Source organism: Streptomyces sp. NPDC020996 (genome assembly GCF_040641355.1).
GTDB lineage: Bacteria > Actinomycetota > Actinomycetes > Streptomycetales > Streptomycetaceae > Streptomyces.
In genome coordinates this window covers 1-13,401 of record NZ_JBFADM010000026.1, presented here as the reverse complement: position 1 = coordinate 13,401, position 13,401 = coordinate 1, and the positions used below count along the sequence as shown (strand labels likewise).

Sequence of the window (13,401 nt, the reverse complement as noted above, 5' to 3'; positions counted from 1 at the left end):
ATCAGATCCCCACAGTGAAGCCGGCGGACCAGGACTGCATGTCCTGCACGAGGCGGTCCCAGGCGCCGGTCAGCAGCAGCAGACCGGTCACGATCATCATCGTGCCGCCGATCCGCATCACCCAGACATAGTGGCGCTTGACCCAGCCGAAGGCGCCGAGCGCCTTGCGGAAGGCGACCGCGGCGAGCACGAAGGGCACGCCGAGGCCGAGGCAGTAGGCGACGGTCAGGACGGCCCCGCGGCCCGCGCTGGACTGCTGGGAGGACAGGGCCAGCACGGAGGCGAGCGTCGGCCCGATGCACGGCGTCCAGCCGATGCCGAACAGCGCGCCCAGGACGGGGGCGCCGGCCAGGCCGGCCACCGGCCGCTTGTGGAGGCGGAACTCACGCTGGGTCATCCACGGCATCAGGCCCATGAAGAAGAGACCCATGAGGATCATGAACGCGCCGAGCACCTTCGACAGGACGCCCTTGTTGTCCTGGAGGCTGTCGCCGAAGTATCCGAACAGCGCGCCGCTGGAGACGAACACGGCGGTGAAGCCGAGCACGAACAGGGAGGCGCCCGCCACCATCCGCCCGCGCCGGGCCTCGGCCAGGTCGGTGCCGGTGACCCCGGTGACGTAGCTGAGGTAGCCGGGGACGAGGGGCAGGACGCACGGGGAGAAGAAGGAGACGAGTCCGCCGAGCAGCGCGACGGGCAGGGCGACCAGCAGGGCGCCGTTGAGCACCGTGCCGTTGTAGCCCGTCGCGGCGAGCGTGGTGACCGCGCTCACGTCACTTCTCCGCGAGGACCGGGGCGACCATCTTGCGCAGCTTCTCCTCGCTGAGCGCGGCCAGCGAGCGGGCGGCGATCTTCCCGTCCCGGTCCAGTACGAGGGTGGAGGGGACGGCCTGCGGGTTGAGCGTGCCCTTCTTGAAGCGGAGCATCAGCTTGCCGGTCGGGTCGTACAGGCTGGGGTAGGTGATGCCCTGCTGCTTCTCGAAGGCGACCGCGTTCTGGATGCTGGTGTCGCGGGTGTTGATGCCGACGAACTGCACGCCCTTGCCCTTGAGGTCCTGGTAGACCGTCTCGAAGTTGCGCGCCTCGGCCCGGCAGGGGGCGCACCAGGAGCCCCACATGTTCAGGACGACGACCTTGCCCTTGAAGGAGGCGACGTCGACCTGCCCCCCGTCGACGGTCTTGCCCGACAGGTCGGGCGCGGCGGCGCGCTCCCCCTTCTTGGCGGTGGAGATGCCGTCCTTGCCCATGACGAAGTTGGTGTCACCGCCCCCGCCCGAGGTGCCTCCCGAACCGCACGCGGACACGGTCAACGCGGCAGCCGCGGCCAGGGCGGCGAGGGCGGCACGGCTTCGTCGGTTCGAGCGCAGGGGGGCGCGGCTGGCGGCGGTCATGTGAAAAGTTTCGCATGTCCGTTCCGAGGATCTTGCGCACCCCCCTCGCGGTCGCCCGGAGGCCGGGAACGCGCACGTCAGGCGGTGTTCGCGGAGGCCGTGGAGGCCGTGGAAGCCGTGGAAGCCGTGGAGGCCGTGGAGGCCGTGGAAGCCGTGGAGACGTCCTTGAAGAAATCCTTCCAGCCACCGGCGGGCTGCTGCCCGACGTCGAGGGTGCGCAGCTTCGCGAGCACCTCGGGCTTCTGTACGTCCATCCAGTCGGCGAACTGCCGGAACGAGACGAGGCGCACGTCCGCGCCCTTCTCCTTCTCCCGCGCGATGTGCTTCAGCGCCTGCTCGACGGCGTCCATGTAGATGCCGCCGTTCCACTGCTCGAAGTGGTTGCCGATGAAGAAGGGCGCGCGGTTGCTGCCGAAGGCCCGCTCGAAGCCCGATATGTACGCCTGGGCGGCCTGCTCGCGCCAGGCCGGGTAGTTGTAGGCGGGCGCGTTGGTGGAGTTGACCGACTGGTTGGCGAGCATGTTGTAGTCCATCGACAGGACCTCGAAGCTGCGTCCGGGGAAAGGTATCTGCTGTAGGGGCAGGTCCCACAGGCCCTGCTTCTTGTCGGGCCAGACCTGCCGGCCGCCGGGCGAGGAGGCGTCGTAGCGCCAGCCGAGCTCGCGGGCGGTGGGCAGCAGGTTGTCCTGGCCGAGCAGGCAGGGGGTGCGGCCGCCGACGAGTTCCTTGTCGTAGTCGAAGGGCAGGGCGGGCAGGTCGGTCCAGCCGGTGTTGGTGCGCCACTCCTTGACGAAGGCCTTGGCCTGCTGGATCTCGCTCTTCCACTGCTGGGGCGTCCAGTTGCCGACCGTGCCGGAGCCGGAGCAGAAGTGGCCGTTGAAGTGGGTGCCTATCTCGTGCCCTTCGAGCCAGGCGCGGCGGACGTTCTTCAGGGTGGCCTTGACGTGGTCGTCGGTGAGGTAGCCGATGTCGGAGGCGCCGCGCGGGTTGTTGGGCGGGTCGTACAGCCGCTTCTTCGACTCCGGCAGCAGGTAGAGGCCGGAGAGGAAGAAGGTCATGTGCGCGCCGTGTTCCTTGGCGAGGTCGAGGAAACGCGGGAAGAGGCCGTTGCCGACCTCGCCGGCGCCGTCCCAGGAGAAGACGACGAACTGCGGCGGGGTCTGGCCGGGCTCCAGCGGCTCGGGCTTCTCCGGCTGCCCCGGCTGACTGCCGGTGAAGGAGGTCGAGCCGTCGCCGAGCGGACGGGCGGGATGCCCCGTGGGCTTCTTGCCGTGCCCTGAGGAGCCTCCGGCGCCTTGGCCGCGGGTCGACCCGTGCGACGGCTTGAGGCTGCCGCAGCCCGCGAGTCCCACGGTGGCCGCGGCTCCCGCACCGAGACCGAGCATTCCTCTCCGAGAGAGCGCGCGCATTACAACCCCGTTCGTCATGTCCTCTGGCAGTCACACAGTCAGATGACATGACGAACGGGGAGGTTCCGGCCGAGCTCACCGGTTCCGCAACGAATGTCACGAGCGCGTCATGACGTTTCGGGTGTCTCAGGCGCCGAACGCCTTGTCCTTCCCCTTCACCGGCCTGGCTCCGGCGAGGAGATGGGCCGGGACGAGGTCGCGGGCCGGCTCGGAGTAGCCGACGGACACGATCCGGTCGCCCTGGTAGGTGAAGGTCGTCAGCGAGGCGAGCGTGCACTGCCGCTTGCGCGGATCGTGCCACAGCCGCCGCCGCTCGACGTACGAGCGCACGATCCAGATCGGCAGCTGGTGGCTGACGAGCACCGCCTCGTGGCCGCGGGCGGCGTCCTTGGCCGCGTCCAGCGCCCGCATCATCCGTACGACGATGTCGAGGTACGGCTCGCCCCAGGACGGCTTGAACGGGTTGACCAGGTACTTCCAGTTCTCCGGCCGGCGCAGCGCCCCGTCCCCGACGCCGAAGGTCTTGCCCTGGAAGATGTTGTCGGCCTCGATGAGCCGTTCGTCGGTGGCCAGGTCGAGGCCGTGCGCCTTGGCGATCGGGGTGGCCGTCTCCTGGGCCCGCTCCAGCGGGGAGGAGACGGCGTGGGTGATGTCGCGGCCGGCGAGGTGCTCGGCGACCCGGTCGGCCATCTGCCGGCCGAGCTCGGACAGGTGGTAGCCGGGCAGCCGCCCGTACAGGATCCCGTCCGGGTTGGCGACCTCGCCGTGCCGCATGAGGTGGACGACCGTGATGTCGCTCGGGGTGCTCACGCCGTCGCCTCCGCAGCGGCTCGGGCCGCCGCCGGGAGGGCGTCGGCGATCTTCTGGACGGCCCGCTCGTCGTGGGCCGTGGACACGAACCAGGACTCGAAGGACGAGGGCGGCAGGTAGACGCCCTGCGCCAGCATCGAGTGGAAGAACGCGGTGAAGCGGAAGGACTCCTGCTTCTTGGCGTCCTCGTAGTCACGGACCTCACGGTCGGTGAAGAAGACGGAGAACATGTTGGAGGCATTCTGCACCCGGTGCGCGACGCCCTCCTTGCTCAGCGCCTCGGTGACCAGCCCGCGGATCTGCTCCGACACGGCGTCCACCCTGTCGTACGCGGCCTCGTCGAGGAGGCGCAGCTGGGCGAGGCCGGCCGCGGTGGCGACCGGGTTCCCGGAGAGGGTGCCGGCCTGGTAGACGGGCCCGGCGGGCGCGAGGTGCGCCATGACGTCCCCGCGGCCGCCGAACGCGGCCGCGGGGAAGCCGCCGCCCATCACCTTGCCGAAGGTCATCAGGTCGGGCCGGACGCCGTCGACGCCGTACCAGCCGGCGCGGCTGGTGCGGAAGCCGGTCATGACCTCGTCGGAGATGTAGAGGGCGCCGTTCTCCCGGCACGCGTCCTTCAGGCCCTGGTTGAACCCGGGCCGCGGCGGCACGACGCCCATGTTGCCCGGCGAGGCCTCGGTGATCACGCAGGCGATTTCGCCCGGGTGCCGGTGGAAGGCCTCCTGCACGGCCTCCAGGTCGTTGTACGGCAGCACGATGGTGTCGCCGGCCTGGGCGCCGGTGACGCCCGGGGTGTCGGGCAGCGCGAAGGTGGCGACGCCGGACCCGGCGGAGGCGAGCAGCGCGTCCACGTGCCCGTGGTAGCACCCGGCGAACTTGATCACCTTGGACCGCTGGGTGAACCCGCGCGCGAGCCGGATGGCCGACATGGTCGCCTCGGTCCCGCTGCTGACCAGCCGCACCTGCTCCACGGGCTCGACCCGGGCGACGATCTCCTCGGCGAGCGCGACCTCGCCCTCACCGGGCGTGCCGAAGGAGGTGCCGCGGGAGACGGCCTCCTGCACGGCGGCGATCACCTCGGGGTGGGAGTGCCCGAGGATCATGGGCCCCCACGAGCACACGAGGTCGACGTACTCGCGCCCGTCCGCGTCGGTGAGGTACGGCCCCCTGCCGGACACCATGAACCGGGGCGTGCCGCCCACGGCGCCGAAGGCGCGCACCGGGGAGTTCACGCCGCCGGGGGTGACGGCGGCCGCTCGGTCGAACAGGGCCTGCGAGACAGGCGCGTCGTATGAATAGGGCAATTCGCTCATGACCTGCGACTTCTCCGACCTTCTCCGACTTGGCTCGGGATCCGGTTGCCAGTGACCTCATCAGGGTAGGCCAGCAGCCGTCGGCGGCAGCGGGCGCACGAGCGAGCACGCGGACCCGGCCCCTCTGCCCGGCCCGCGCCCGGCACCGTGCCTGCCCCCTGCCCGGCCTCCTGGCCCGGCAACCCCTCCCCGAGCCCCGTGATCTGCGAGACTGGGACCTGATACACACAGCTCACGGGCCCCATGACGCACACGGGCGTGGTCGGGGGCTCCGAAGATCCCGCGGAGAGGTATTTCAGCGCACGTTTCGGCGTGCGGCCGTGGGGGAGGTCACTGACACGATGATCGGGTTGCGCGGCGGGGGCCACGCGTCCTAGAAAAGCAGTCGGGTGGAGATATGCATCGCGGTGGCGGACTGGGCGAGGGGACTGACGACCTGGGTCCTCGACGTGCCCGGCGGGGAAGGCACCGACGCGAAGCGGAGGAATCTGCGGAAGCACTCAAAGGACACGGCGTACCGGGTGAGTCGGAGCGCGACGAACGACGTATGGAACGTCGGATCGATCAGCTCAGTACGGGAAGCAGGAATGGTGGTCGGGTGGGGGTGACGTACAAGTACTTCGGCGCGCCCGACGGCGCGACCGCGGCCCGCGTCCCGATCTCGATGCGCCCCGAGGAACTCGGCGGCGACGAGCTCGGCATGGGCGGCATGTTCACCAAGATCAAGCCGGAGACGATGGCGGCGATGGTCCTCACGGGCATCGAGGGCGTCCCGCTGCACAAGGTGCCGCCGCTCGAACTGGTCGTCCTGCACCCGGACTACGCGGTCGTGAAGCTGCCCATGACGGTCGTCGACCCGCTGCGCGGCATAGGCGAGGAGGCGGTCGGCGCGGCCGCGTTCATCTGGTCCACGGTCCCCGACCGCGGCGGCCCGCGGGACGCGTTCAACGTCTACCAACTCCTGCACGAATGGCAGGACTTCAGCCACCGCCTGCACGAGGCGGGACACCAGCCGTACTGCCTGGTCTGGCCCTGACCCGAGGTTTCCGCGGGGGTGGTGGGGGCGGGGCTTCGGGCTCCGCCCTTGCCTGGGCCCGCTGGCCGGCCCAGGCGGGGCCTGCGCCGACGACCGGCGGGCGATGACGTCAGGGCTGGTCGTACCAAGCGAATGCGGTGATCCGCCAGCCGTCCGAGGTGCGGACGAACTGGATGGTCTTGGTCCCGCCGCCCTCGTACGGCTCACCGTCCAGGATGCCGGACTTGCGATACCCGCTGAAACGCGACGCGATATCGCCCGCGATCTCGGTCCGCTCGGAGACCTCCCACTCGGAGAACTCGACAAGCCGACCGTCCGTCAGCAGCCGCCGACGAGGCTCGATGAACTCGTCCACGGTATGGACCGTGAACTCCGGACCGGACTTGACGATCACACCGTTCGGAAGAACCAGCCGGCGGATCCGGGCCACATCGGCGGCCTTGCCACCCCGGTTGTCGAAGGCGCCGAAGAACTCGGCGGTCACCGCGTCGATCTCGGTCTTGGACACGGCGCGACAGTAACACCCAAGGGGCGCCCCGGGCCGCCGCCGGCGTTCCACCGGGCGGGCGGCGAGGGCAGGGCGGGCCGCGGTCTCGTCCCGACGGCGACCGGACGGCCGCTCTCCTGCCGCGGCCGCCCCGTCCGAAGGTTTCCGAGAAGACCGACCGCCACCGCACCCGGCCGCACCCGGCCCGCTGCTGCCTGCATCCTGCCCCGACCGGCGAACGGCGTTCTTCAGAAGCCGACGGTCTCGGCGGTGAGGATGACGGTGGAGCGGTCGGGAGCCCCTCCCGCTCGATGATCAGGATCTTGCCGATGAGGCTGCCCAGGCCCCTCAGTTCCTGCTGACGGTCGTTCACCAGCGGCAGGGAGTGGGCCCGGACCCGGCGGAGTGCGGTTTCCAGGTCCGGTACGACTTTCTGCGCGCCGACGACCCAGACGGCTTTGCGGGCGCCGCTGGCGTAGGGGGCGAGCCGGCTGCCGCCGGCCGACGCGATTGCGGGCATCAGCCACACCTGGGGCAATGTTCCCGCAATGAGCGTCCGCGATGTCGGCGGCGGCCACCGTACGGGGGGCGGCGCCGGCCTCTCCCGGCCGGCACCGCCCCCCGTCCCGGCTCAGGCCGCCTGCAGGGCAGGGTCGTCCTGGTCCTCCAGCAGGTCCATCAGGGCCGCCCGGGCGCGGGCCACGCGGGAGCGGACCGTGCCGACCGGGCAGTGGCTGACCTCGGCCGCCTCCGCATACGGCAGGCCGACCAGCTGCGTGAGGACGAAGGCCTCCCGGCGCTCGTCGGGCAGCGACGCCAGCAGGTCGAGCAGGGCGACGCCGTCGTCGAAGCCCGGCAGATCCTGCGGCTGGACGTTCTCGACGGCCAGCTGCCAGTCCGGCACGTCGCACAGCCGGGGCCTCGCGGATGCGTACCGGTAGCTGTCGATCACCGCGCGCCGGGCGATGGACAGCAGCCACGCCCGGGCCGACGAACGGCCCTCGAAACGGTGCAGGCTGCCCAGCGCGCGCAGGAACGTGTCCTGCGCGAGGTCGTCGACGGCCTGCGGGTCGCCGCACAGGTGGGCGACGTACCGCCGCACGTCCCGGTGCAGCGCGCGCACGAAGCGCTCGACGGCGTCCGCGTCTCCGCCGCGGGCGGCCAGCGCCCAGGCGGTGATCGAGTCGTCGCGCGACGCCGTCGCGTCACCCGCTCCGCCGCCGCCGTCGTCGCTCGCGCCGCGTTCGCCGCCGTTGTCTCTCGTGCCGCGCGGGGCGGGCAGGACAGGAGTGATCACGTGGTGTCCTTCTCGTCGTCCGTGATCCGGACCGGGGCGCGCGGGCAGCGCGGGACGGTCCGGTGAAGTGGGGAGACGGCCGTACGGCGCCACGCAGCGGCGGGCGTACGACCGGTACCCGGGGCACGGCACAGGGGCCGCCCCGGCAGACCGGCTGTCGTCAGGCGACAGCGGTCCCCACGGGCGGACCCCGGTGAGTGATCGCGTGGACGAGGAGAAGGCGCGGCGCCCGGTCGGGGGCGTGGCGGCGCACGCGGGGGCGCGGGCGGTCGGGGACCGCGGGCAGTACGACGAGCAGCAGCCGCAGCGGCGCCGCGAGCCATCCGGCCACGGCGCGCAGGATGCGGAAGGCGGCCCTCTCGCCGTACGCCAGCCACAGTCCGCACAGCAGCGCGGCAAGCAGGTGGGCGGCGAGCATGCCGAACGACGACGAGTCGCCCGGGGAGGGAGCCAGGTGAGCCCCGTGATCCATGTGGCTCATGCCCATGTGGCTCATGCCCATGTGGCTCATGTGGCTCATGTTCATGGAGCCCATGTCCGTCGCGCCCATGTCCATGGCGGCAGTGCCGTCGGCGCCCGCGGAGGACGTGCGCCCGCTCGCCGGCTGGGCGAGCGAGAACGCGGTGTGCAGACCCGTCTGAGCGGCGACCACGACCGCCACGATCAGCGGCAGCCCGCGCTCACGGCCCGCCAGGGCCCAGCCCGCGGCGCCGGTCACGGCCGTACCGGCGACGAGCGTCCAGACGGGCACGCGGTGGCCGGACATCATGACGTGGCCCAGGGAGGCGAGCAGCACGCACACGGCCGCGAACACCGCGGCCCGTATCGTGCGAGACCACCACCCTGCTGTCATGGCGTCTCTCATCCTCGCATCCGCACGTCACCCATCATCAGTGGGTACGGGCGGGGTGCGGGTGACGCACTCAGCACGCCGGGTGTGATCCTGCCCACGAGCGCGTTCTCCCCGCTCACGCCTCGCCGCGGACGACGGCGACCGGGCAGGCCGCGTGGTGCAGCAGCGCCTGGCTGACGGAGCCCAGCAGCAGGCCCGTGAAGCCGCCGTGCCCGCGGGCGCCGACGACCACCAGTTGCGCCTCCTGGCTGGCCTCGATCAGGGTCGAGCGGACCCGGGCGCGCACCAGGCGCCGGTCGACGGCGACGTGGGGCCAGCGCTTCTCCCACGGCTCCAGCGTCTCGTCCAGCAGCCGCTGCTCCGCCTCACGGAGGTGTTCGAGGTCGACCATCACGTTGAGCGGGTCGCCGGGGCCCTGGTAGGCGCCGTCGGTCCAGGTGTTCCAGACGTGCACGGCCAGCAGGCCCACCCCGCGCAGCGACGCCTCGGCGAAGGCGAACTCGACGGCCCTCTCGCCCGCCGGCGAGCCGTCGACCGCGAGCAGCACGGGAGCGGCCGGGTCGGGCCTGCCGCGGACCACGAGCACCGGGCAGCGTGCGTGGGCCGCCAGGTGCACGGCCGTGGAGCCGAGCAGCAGAGTGCCGAACGCCCCCAGTCCACGGCTGCCGACGACGACCAGCGAGGCGGTGCGCGACTCGATCTCCAGCACCATCAGCGGCTCGCCGACGGTGACCTCGCGGGCGATCTCCAGGTGCGGCGCGACCTCGCGCGCCCGCTCCTCGGCGCGGGTCAGCGTGCCGTCGACCATCTCACGCACGCCCGCCGCGGCCGGGTTCCACGGCGGTACGCCGGGCGGCACCCGGCCCGAGGGCCAGCCGAAGGCGTGCACGAGCCGCAGCCCGGTCCCGCACCGCTCCGCCTCCCGCGCCGCCGCCTCGACCGCCTCCATGCTGGACGGCGAGCCGTCCACGCCCACCACGACCGGTTTCGTCATGTCGCACCTCCGGCGATCGGGTCCGTCGCCGGCGTCGTCGCCCGCGTTCGCTGCTCCCTCCCAGCCTCCGCCAACGCGTCGCGCACCGCATGGGCCGGACGGCCCCTGCGGGCGGGCCGGCTCACTTCTGCCGGGACGGTCACGTCACGTCGTCGTCCCCCAGGCACTCGGCGCGCTGGCGGATGGGCCGGACCGTGCGGCTCAGCTCGACCAGCACCGCGTCGATGCCCGTGACCCGGCCGGCGACGGAGATCTCCACCGCGGGGTCGCGACCGTAGGTGACCAGGACCCTGCGGCCGTCGCGGGAGGCGGACTGGTCCCACACCCAGTCCACCCCGTCCACGTCGACGCAGGGGTCGACGGTCGCCGGCGGCGGCCGGAGTCCGCAGCGCAGGGTCACCGCGCCGTCGCCCCAGACGGCGACCCCCGGCCGGCCCGAGCCGGACAGCCGCCGGCCGTCGAGGACCGCCGGGTAGTCCCCGGCGATGCGCGCGCACTCCGGGGCGTCACCCCGCGCCGGGACACCGGGCCCGGCCGGGTGCCCCGCGGATACGGCGAGCACGGCGAGCACGACGCCGACGGCCAGACCGGCGCCGGTCAAGGCGACAACGGGCGGGGCGACCGTCCTGGGCCTCCCCCGTAACAGCATGATCACGTCACTGCTCCTTCCGCCGCCGGGCAGTCTGCCACCGGCCACGCCCCCTCGGTCGCTGGCCCCTGGCCCCCTCGGTCGCTGGCCTCTGGGCCCTGGCCCCCTCGGCCCTGCTCTTTCTGGCGCGCCCGCCCCCCGCGTCCCTCTCCCTCGCCACGGCGGCCACGGCGGGCACGGCGGGCACAGCGCTCGGGTGCCGACGACTGCCGCGCCGGACGCACGGCCTCGGCCCGCACGAGATAGCCCGGATGTACGCAGATATACGCAGATGTACGCGGATGTACGCGGATGTACGGCCACCACGACGCGGTGCTGCACGCCGTCCGCGAGGGCGTGCTGATCGTCGGCGACGAGGGCCGGCTGCTGCTGGCCGACGACGAGGCGCACCGGCTGCTCGCCCTGCCCGCGGACGCCGAAGGCCCGCCCTCGACTGGGCCCTACGCCGGACCACGCGCCGGACACGCCGGGGCCCCACGCCGGGCACGCACTGGGCCCCGCTCGGCACCCCAAGCCGGACCCCACGCCCAGCCGTCCCAAGCCCAGCCGCGCCGTGTCAGCCCGGTCCCCCCGCCCACACGCCCGCCGTCGGTGCGCCGCCGACCGTGAAGCCGATCACCGAGCCGCCCCCGGCCCGCCGGTAGGCGAACGGGGCGCCGCCGTGGGCCAGGGCCACCTCCCGCACGATGGACAGGCCGAGGCCGGAGCCGGGCAGGGCGCGGGCGTCGGCGGCGCGGTAGAAGCGGTCGAAGATGCGCATCAGGTCGGCGTCGGCGACACCGGGACCGCGGTCGAGGACCTCGATGCGGACGGGACCGGTGGGGGCCTCCCCGCCGGAGCGGGGCCCGGTGCGCGGGAGGGCCGGGCCGGTGACGTCGATCTCGATGGGCCCGGTGCACTCGGGATCGAACTTGGCCGCGTTCTCGACGAGGTTGGAGATCGCCCGGGTCAGCATGCCCGGCCGCCCGTCCGTGCCGGTGTCGCCGGCCGCCCGTACGACGATGTCCCGTCCGGTGCGCCGCCGGGCCAGCCCCGCGACGTCCTCGGCGAGGTCGGCGAGGTCGACGCGCTGCGGCGGCTCGGTGTCGGACTGGCCGGCCGCGAGGTCGACCAGCTCGTTGACCAGGTCGGTCAGCTCGCGGGCCTCCTGGGACAGATCGGCCACCAGTTCCTCGCGGGTGGCGGGCGGGAGTTCGTCGATGCGTCGGAGCAGCGAGATGTTCGTCCGCAGCGACGTCAGCGGCGTCCGCAGCTCGTGCCCGGCATCCTGGACCAGGCGCCGCTGGTCCTCCTCGGACTGGGCGAGCCGCCCCAGCATCCGGTCGAAGGCCCGGCCGAGGCGCCCGACCTCGTCGTACCCGGTGACGGGCACCTGGACGTCGAGCTGCCGGGTCCGCGCGACGTCCTCCGCTGCGGAGGTGAGCACGACGAGCCGGCGGGTGATGCGCCGGGCCAGCCACCAGCCGACCAGGCCCGCGGCCGTCACGATCGCGGCCATCAGGGTGAGCGTGCGCTGCTGCAGCGCCCGCAGCAGGTCCTCGGTGTCGCTGAACTCCTGCGCCACCTGCACCGCGCCCCGCCCCTGGCCGAGCGCGACGGTGGCCACGCGGTAGACGTCCGCGCCGACGTCGACGTCCCGGTGCTCGGCCAGGGCCCCGGCGTCCGCCGCCGCGGCCACGGCGCGGTCCGCGGCGGTCACCGGCAGCCCCGGCCGGCCCGGGTCGACGACCGAGCCGTCCGGCCCGAGCACCTGCACGTCCGTACGGGCGGGCCGCACCACGTCGTGGCCCGGCGCCGAGGAGGAGAAGTCCTCGGTCGTCATCCGGTGCTGCCGCACCTCGTCCCGCACGTCCTGCACGACCTGGTCGAACACGGACTCCTGGTCGACGCGCACCAGCCGGGCGGCGGCGCTGTACGACAGGACGCCGACGAGGACGGTGACGGCGGCGGTGACGGCCGCGAACGACACCGCGAACGTGGTCCGCAGCGACACCAGCCCGGGCCGTCTGATCGCGGGCAGCCGCCCGAGGCGGCCCACTCAGTCCTCCCGCAGCACGTAACCCACGCCGCGCACCGTGTGGATCAGCGCGGGCGCGCCCGGCTCGTCGAGCTTGCGGCGCAGGTAGCCGACGTACACGGCGAGGTTCTTGGAGCCGGGCCCGAAGTCGTAGCCCCAGATGCGGTCGTAGATGGTGGAGTGGTCGAGGACGATCCCGGCGTTGCGCACCAGCAGTTCCAGCAGCTCGAACTCGGTGCGGGTGAGCTCCAGCTCGCGCTCGCCGCGCCAGGCGCGCCGCGCCTGCACGTCCATGCGCAGTCCGGCCGCCTCGATCTGCCGGTCGGGGACCGCCGGCTCCTTCGGCACGCCGGCCACCGGGCCGGCCGCCGCGGAGCCGGCCGCCACCGGCCCGGGATCAGGGCTGGTGCGGCGCAGCAGCGCCCGCAGCCGGGCGAAGACCTCCTCCACGTCGAACGGCTTGACGACGTAGTCGTCGGCGCCCGCGTCCAGGCCCGCGATGCGGTCGGCGGTCTCGACCAGGGCGGTCAGCATCAGGATCGGGGTGCGGTCGCCCTCGGCGCGCAGCACCCGGCACACCTGGAGTCCGTCGATGCCGGGCATCATCACGTCCAGGACGAGCACGTCCGGCGGCGCCTTGTGGGCCTGGGCCAGTGCCTCGACGCCGTCGACGACCGCGGTGACCCGGTAGCCCTCCAGGGTCAGGGCGCGCTCCAGGGCATGGCGGATGGCGCGGTCGTCTTCGGCGAGCAGCACGGTGTGGGACACGGCTTCAGTGTGCCAAGGCCCGCGGCACCTCAGCGGGGGCGGGCCTGCCAGCGACCACCCTTTTTACCGGGCTCTCACCGTCGCGCCCGTGTCGTTCCCGCGCCGGGCGCGACGGGCACGTCGGGCGCGTCGGCCGCGCCGGTGGGCGACAGCGCCGCGAGCTGCTCCGCGAACGGCACCACCGCAAGGCCACCCCCGGCCGACCGGGCAGCCCGAGGTCCGTCCCCGGCCGACCGGGCGGCCCGAAGACCGTCCCCGGCCGACCGGGCGGCCCGAAGACCGTCCCCGGCCGACCGGGCGGCCCGAGGACCATCCCCGGCCGACCGGGCGGAGTCGATCCCGGCGGCGCGGTTCGGCGGCGAGGTGCTCTTAGATCG

General features: G+C 73.1%; 13 protein-coding genes and 1 pseudogene. 2 read left to right on the top strand and 12 right to left on the bottom strand.

The genetic code is table 11. The features are described 5' to 3' along the window. Window position 1: 1 nt before the first annotated feature. The 5 genes from AB0G63_RS19210 to hemL all read right to left on the bottom strand — a co-directional run bounded on the left by AB0G63_RS19210 (window position 2) and on the right by hemL (window position 4,923). A complete protein-coding gene (locus tag AB0G63_RS19210) occupies window positions 2-772 on the bottom strand; it encodes a cytochrome c biogenesis protein CcdA (protein WP_360751432.1) in 771 nt (256 codons plus the stop codon). Window position 773: 1 nt separating this feature from the next. After that, complete coding sequence (locus AB0G63_RS19205) at window positions 774-1,391, bottom strand: TlpA disulfide reductase family protein (protein WP_360751429.1); 618 nt, start codon at window positions 1,389-1,391, stop codon at window positions 774-776. 77 nt (window positions 1,392-1,468) lie between these two features. After that, on the bottom strand, window positions 1,469-2,800 hold the full coding sequence (locus tag AB0G63_RS19200; protein WP_360751427.1) for a polysaccharide deacetylase family protein: 1,332 nt from the start codon (window positions 2,798-2,800) through the stop codon (window positions 1,469-1,471). Between the two features lie 126 nt (window positions 2,801-2,926). Next, entirely contained in the window at window positions 2,927-3,574 is a 648-nt protein-coding gene (locus tag AB0G63_RS19195) for a histidine phosphatase family protein (RefSeq protein ID WP_360751624.1), read from the bottom strand. Window positions 3,575-3,606: 32 nt separating this feature from the next. After that, a complete protein-coding gene (gene hemL, locus AB0G63_RS19190) occupies window positions 3,607-4,923 on the bottom strand; it encodes a glutamate-1-semialdehyde 2,1-aminomutase (protein WP_360751424.1) in 1,317 nt (438 codons plus the stop codon). A gap of 397 nt (window positions 4,924-5,320) precedes the next feature. Here hemL and AB0G63_RS19185 point away from each other — a divergent pair, with 397 nt between their 5' ends. Beyond that, a complete protein-coding gene (locus AB0G63_RS19185; RefSeq protein WP_324786420.1) occupies window positions 5,321-5,959 on the top strand; it encodes a hypothetical protein in 639 nt (212 codons plus the stop codon). 109 nt (window positions 5,960-6,068) lie between these two features. Here AB0G63_RS19185 and AB0G63_RS19180 read toward each other — a convergent pair whose 3' ends face one another. From AB0G63_RS19180 to AB0G63_RS19160, 5 genes are all read right to left on the bottom strand, one after another. After that, on the bottom strand, window positions 6,069-6,467 hold the full coding sequence (locus AB0G63_RS19180) for a DUF4440 domain-containing protein (RefSeq protein WP_360751422.1): 399 nt from the start codon (window positions 6,465-6,467) through the stop codon (window positions 6,069-6,071). Between the two features lie 610 nt (window positions 6,468-7,077). Continuing rightward, the gene (locus AB0G63_RS19175) at window positions 7,078-7,626 is read right to left on the bottom strand and encodes a sigma-70 family RNA polymerase sigma factor (protein WP_360751621.1); all 549 of its coding nucleotides are present in this window, start codon (window positions 7,624-7,626) and stop codon (window positions 7,078-7,080) included. A 277-nt stretch (window positions 7,627-7,903) separates the two neighbouring features. Further along, a complete protein-coding gene (locus tag AB0G63_RS19170; protein WP_360751419.1) occupies window positions 7,904-8,596 on the bottom strand; it encodes a hypothetical protein in 693 nt (230 codons plus the stop codon). Between the two features lie 115 nt (window positions 8,597-8,711). Beyond that, window positions 8,712-9,590 carry a universal stress protein gene (locus AB0G63_RS19165; protein ID WP_360751416.1) on the bottom strand — a complete coding sequence of 293 codons (879 nt, stop codon included), beginning with the start codon at window positions 9,588-9,590 and terminating at the stop codon, window positions 8,712-8,714. Between the two features lie 139 nt (window positions 9,591-9,729). After that, the gene (locus tag AB0G63_RS19160) at window positions 9,730-10,239 is read right to left on the bottom strand and encodes a DUF3515 family protein (RefSeq protein WP_360751618.1); all 510 of its coding nucleotides are present in this window, start codon (window positions 10,237-10,239) and stop codon (window positions 9,730-9,732) included. A gap of 176 nt (window positions 10,240-10,415) precedes the next feature. On the opposite strand from AB0G63_RS19160, the pseudogene AB0G63_RS19155 reads away from it, so the two are divergent. Next, window positions 10,416-10,662, top strand: a pseudogene (locus AB0G63_RS19155) (hypothetical protein); the annotation flags it as partial. A gap of 133 nt (window positions 10,663-10,795) precedes the next feature. Here the strand turns inward: AB0G63_RS19155 and AB0G63_RS19150 are convergent. Then, complete coding sequence (locus AB0G63_RS19150; RefSeq protein WP_360751413.1) at window positions 10,796-12,277, bottom strand: HAMP domain-containing sensor histidine kinase; 1,482 nt, start codon at window positions 12,275-12,277, stop codon at window positions 10,796-10,798. Beyond that, window positions 12,278-13,012 (bottom strand): response regulator transcription factor, encoded by a 735-nt coding sequence (locus AB0G63_RS19145; RefSeq protein ID WP_360751616.1) that lies wholly within the window; start codon window positions 13,010-13,012, stop codon window positions 12,278-12,280. Window positions 13,013-13,401 lie beyond the last annotated feature (389 nt).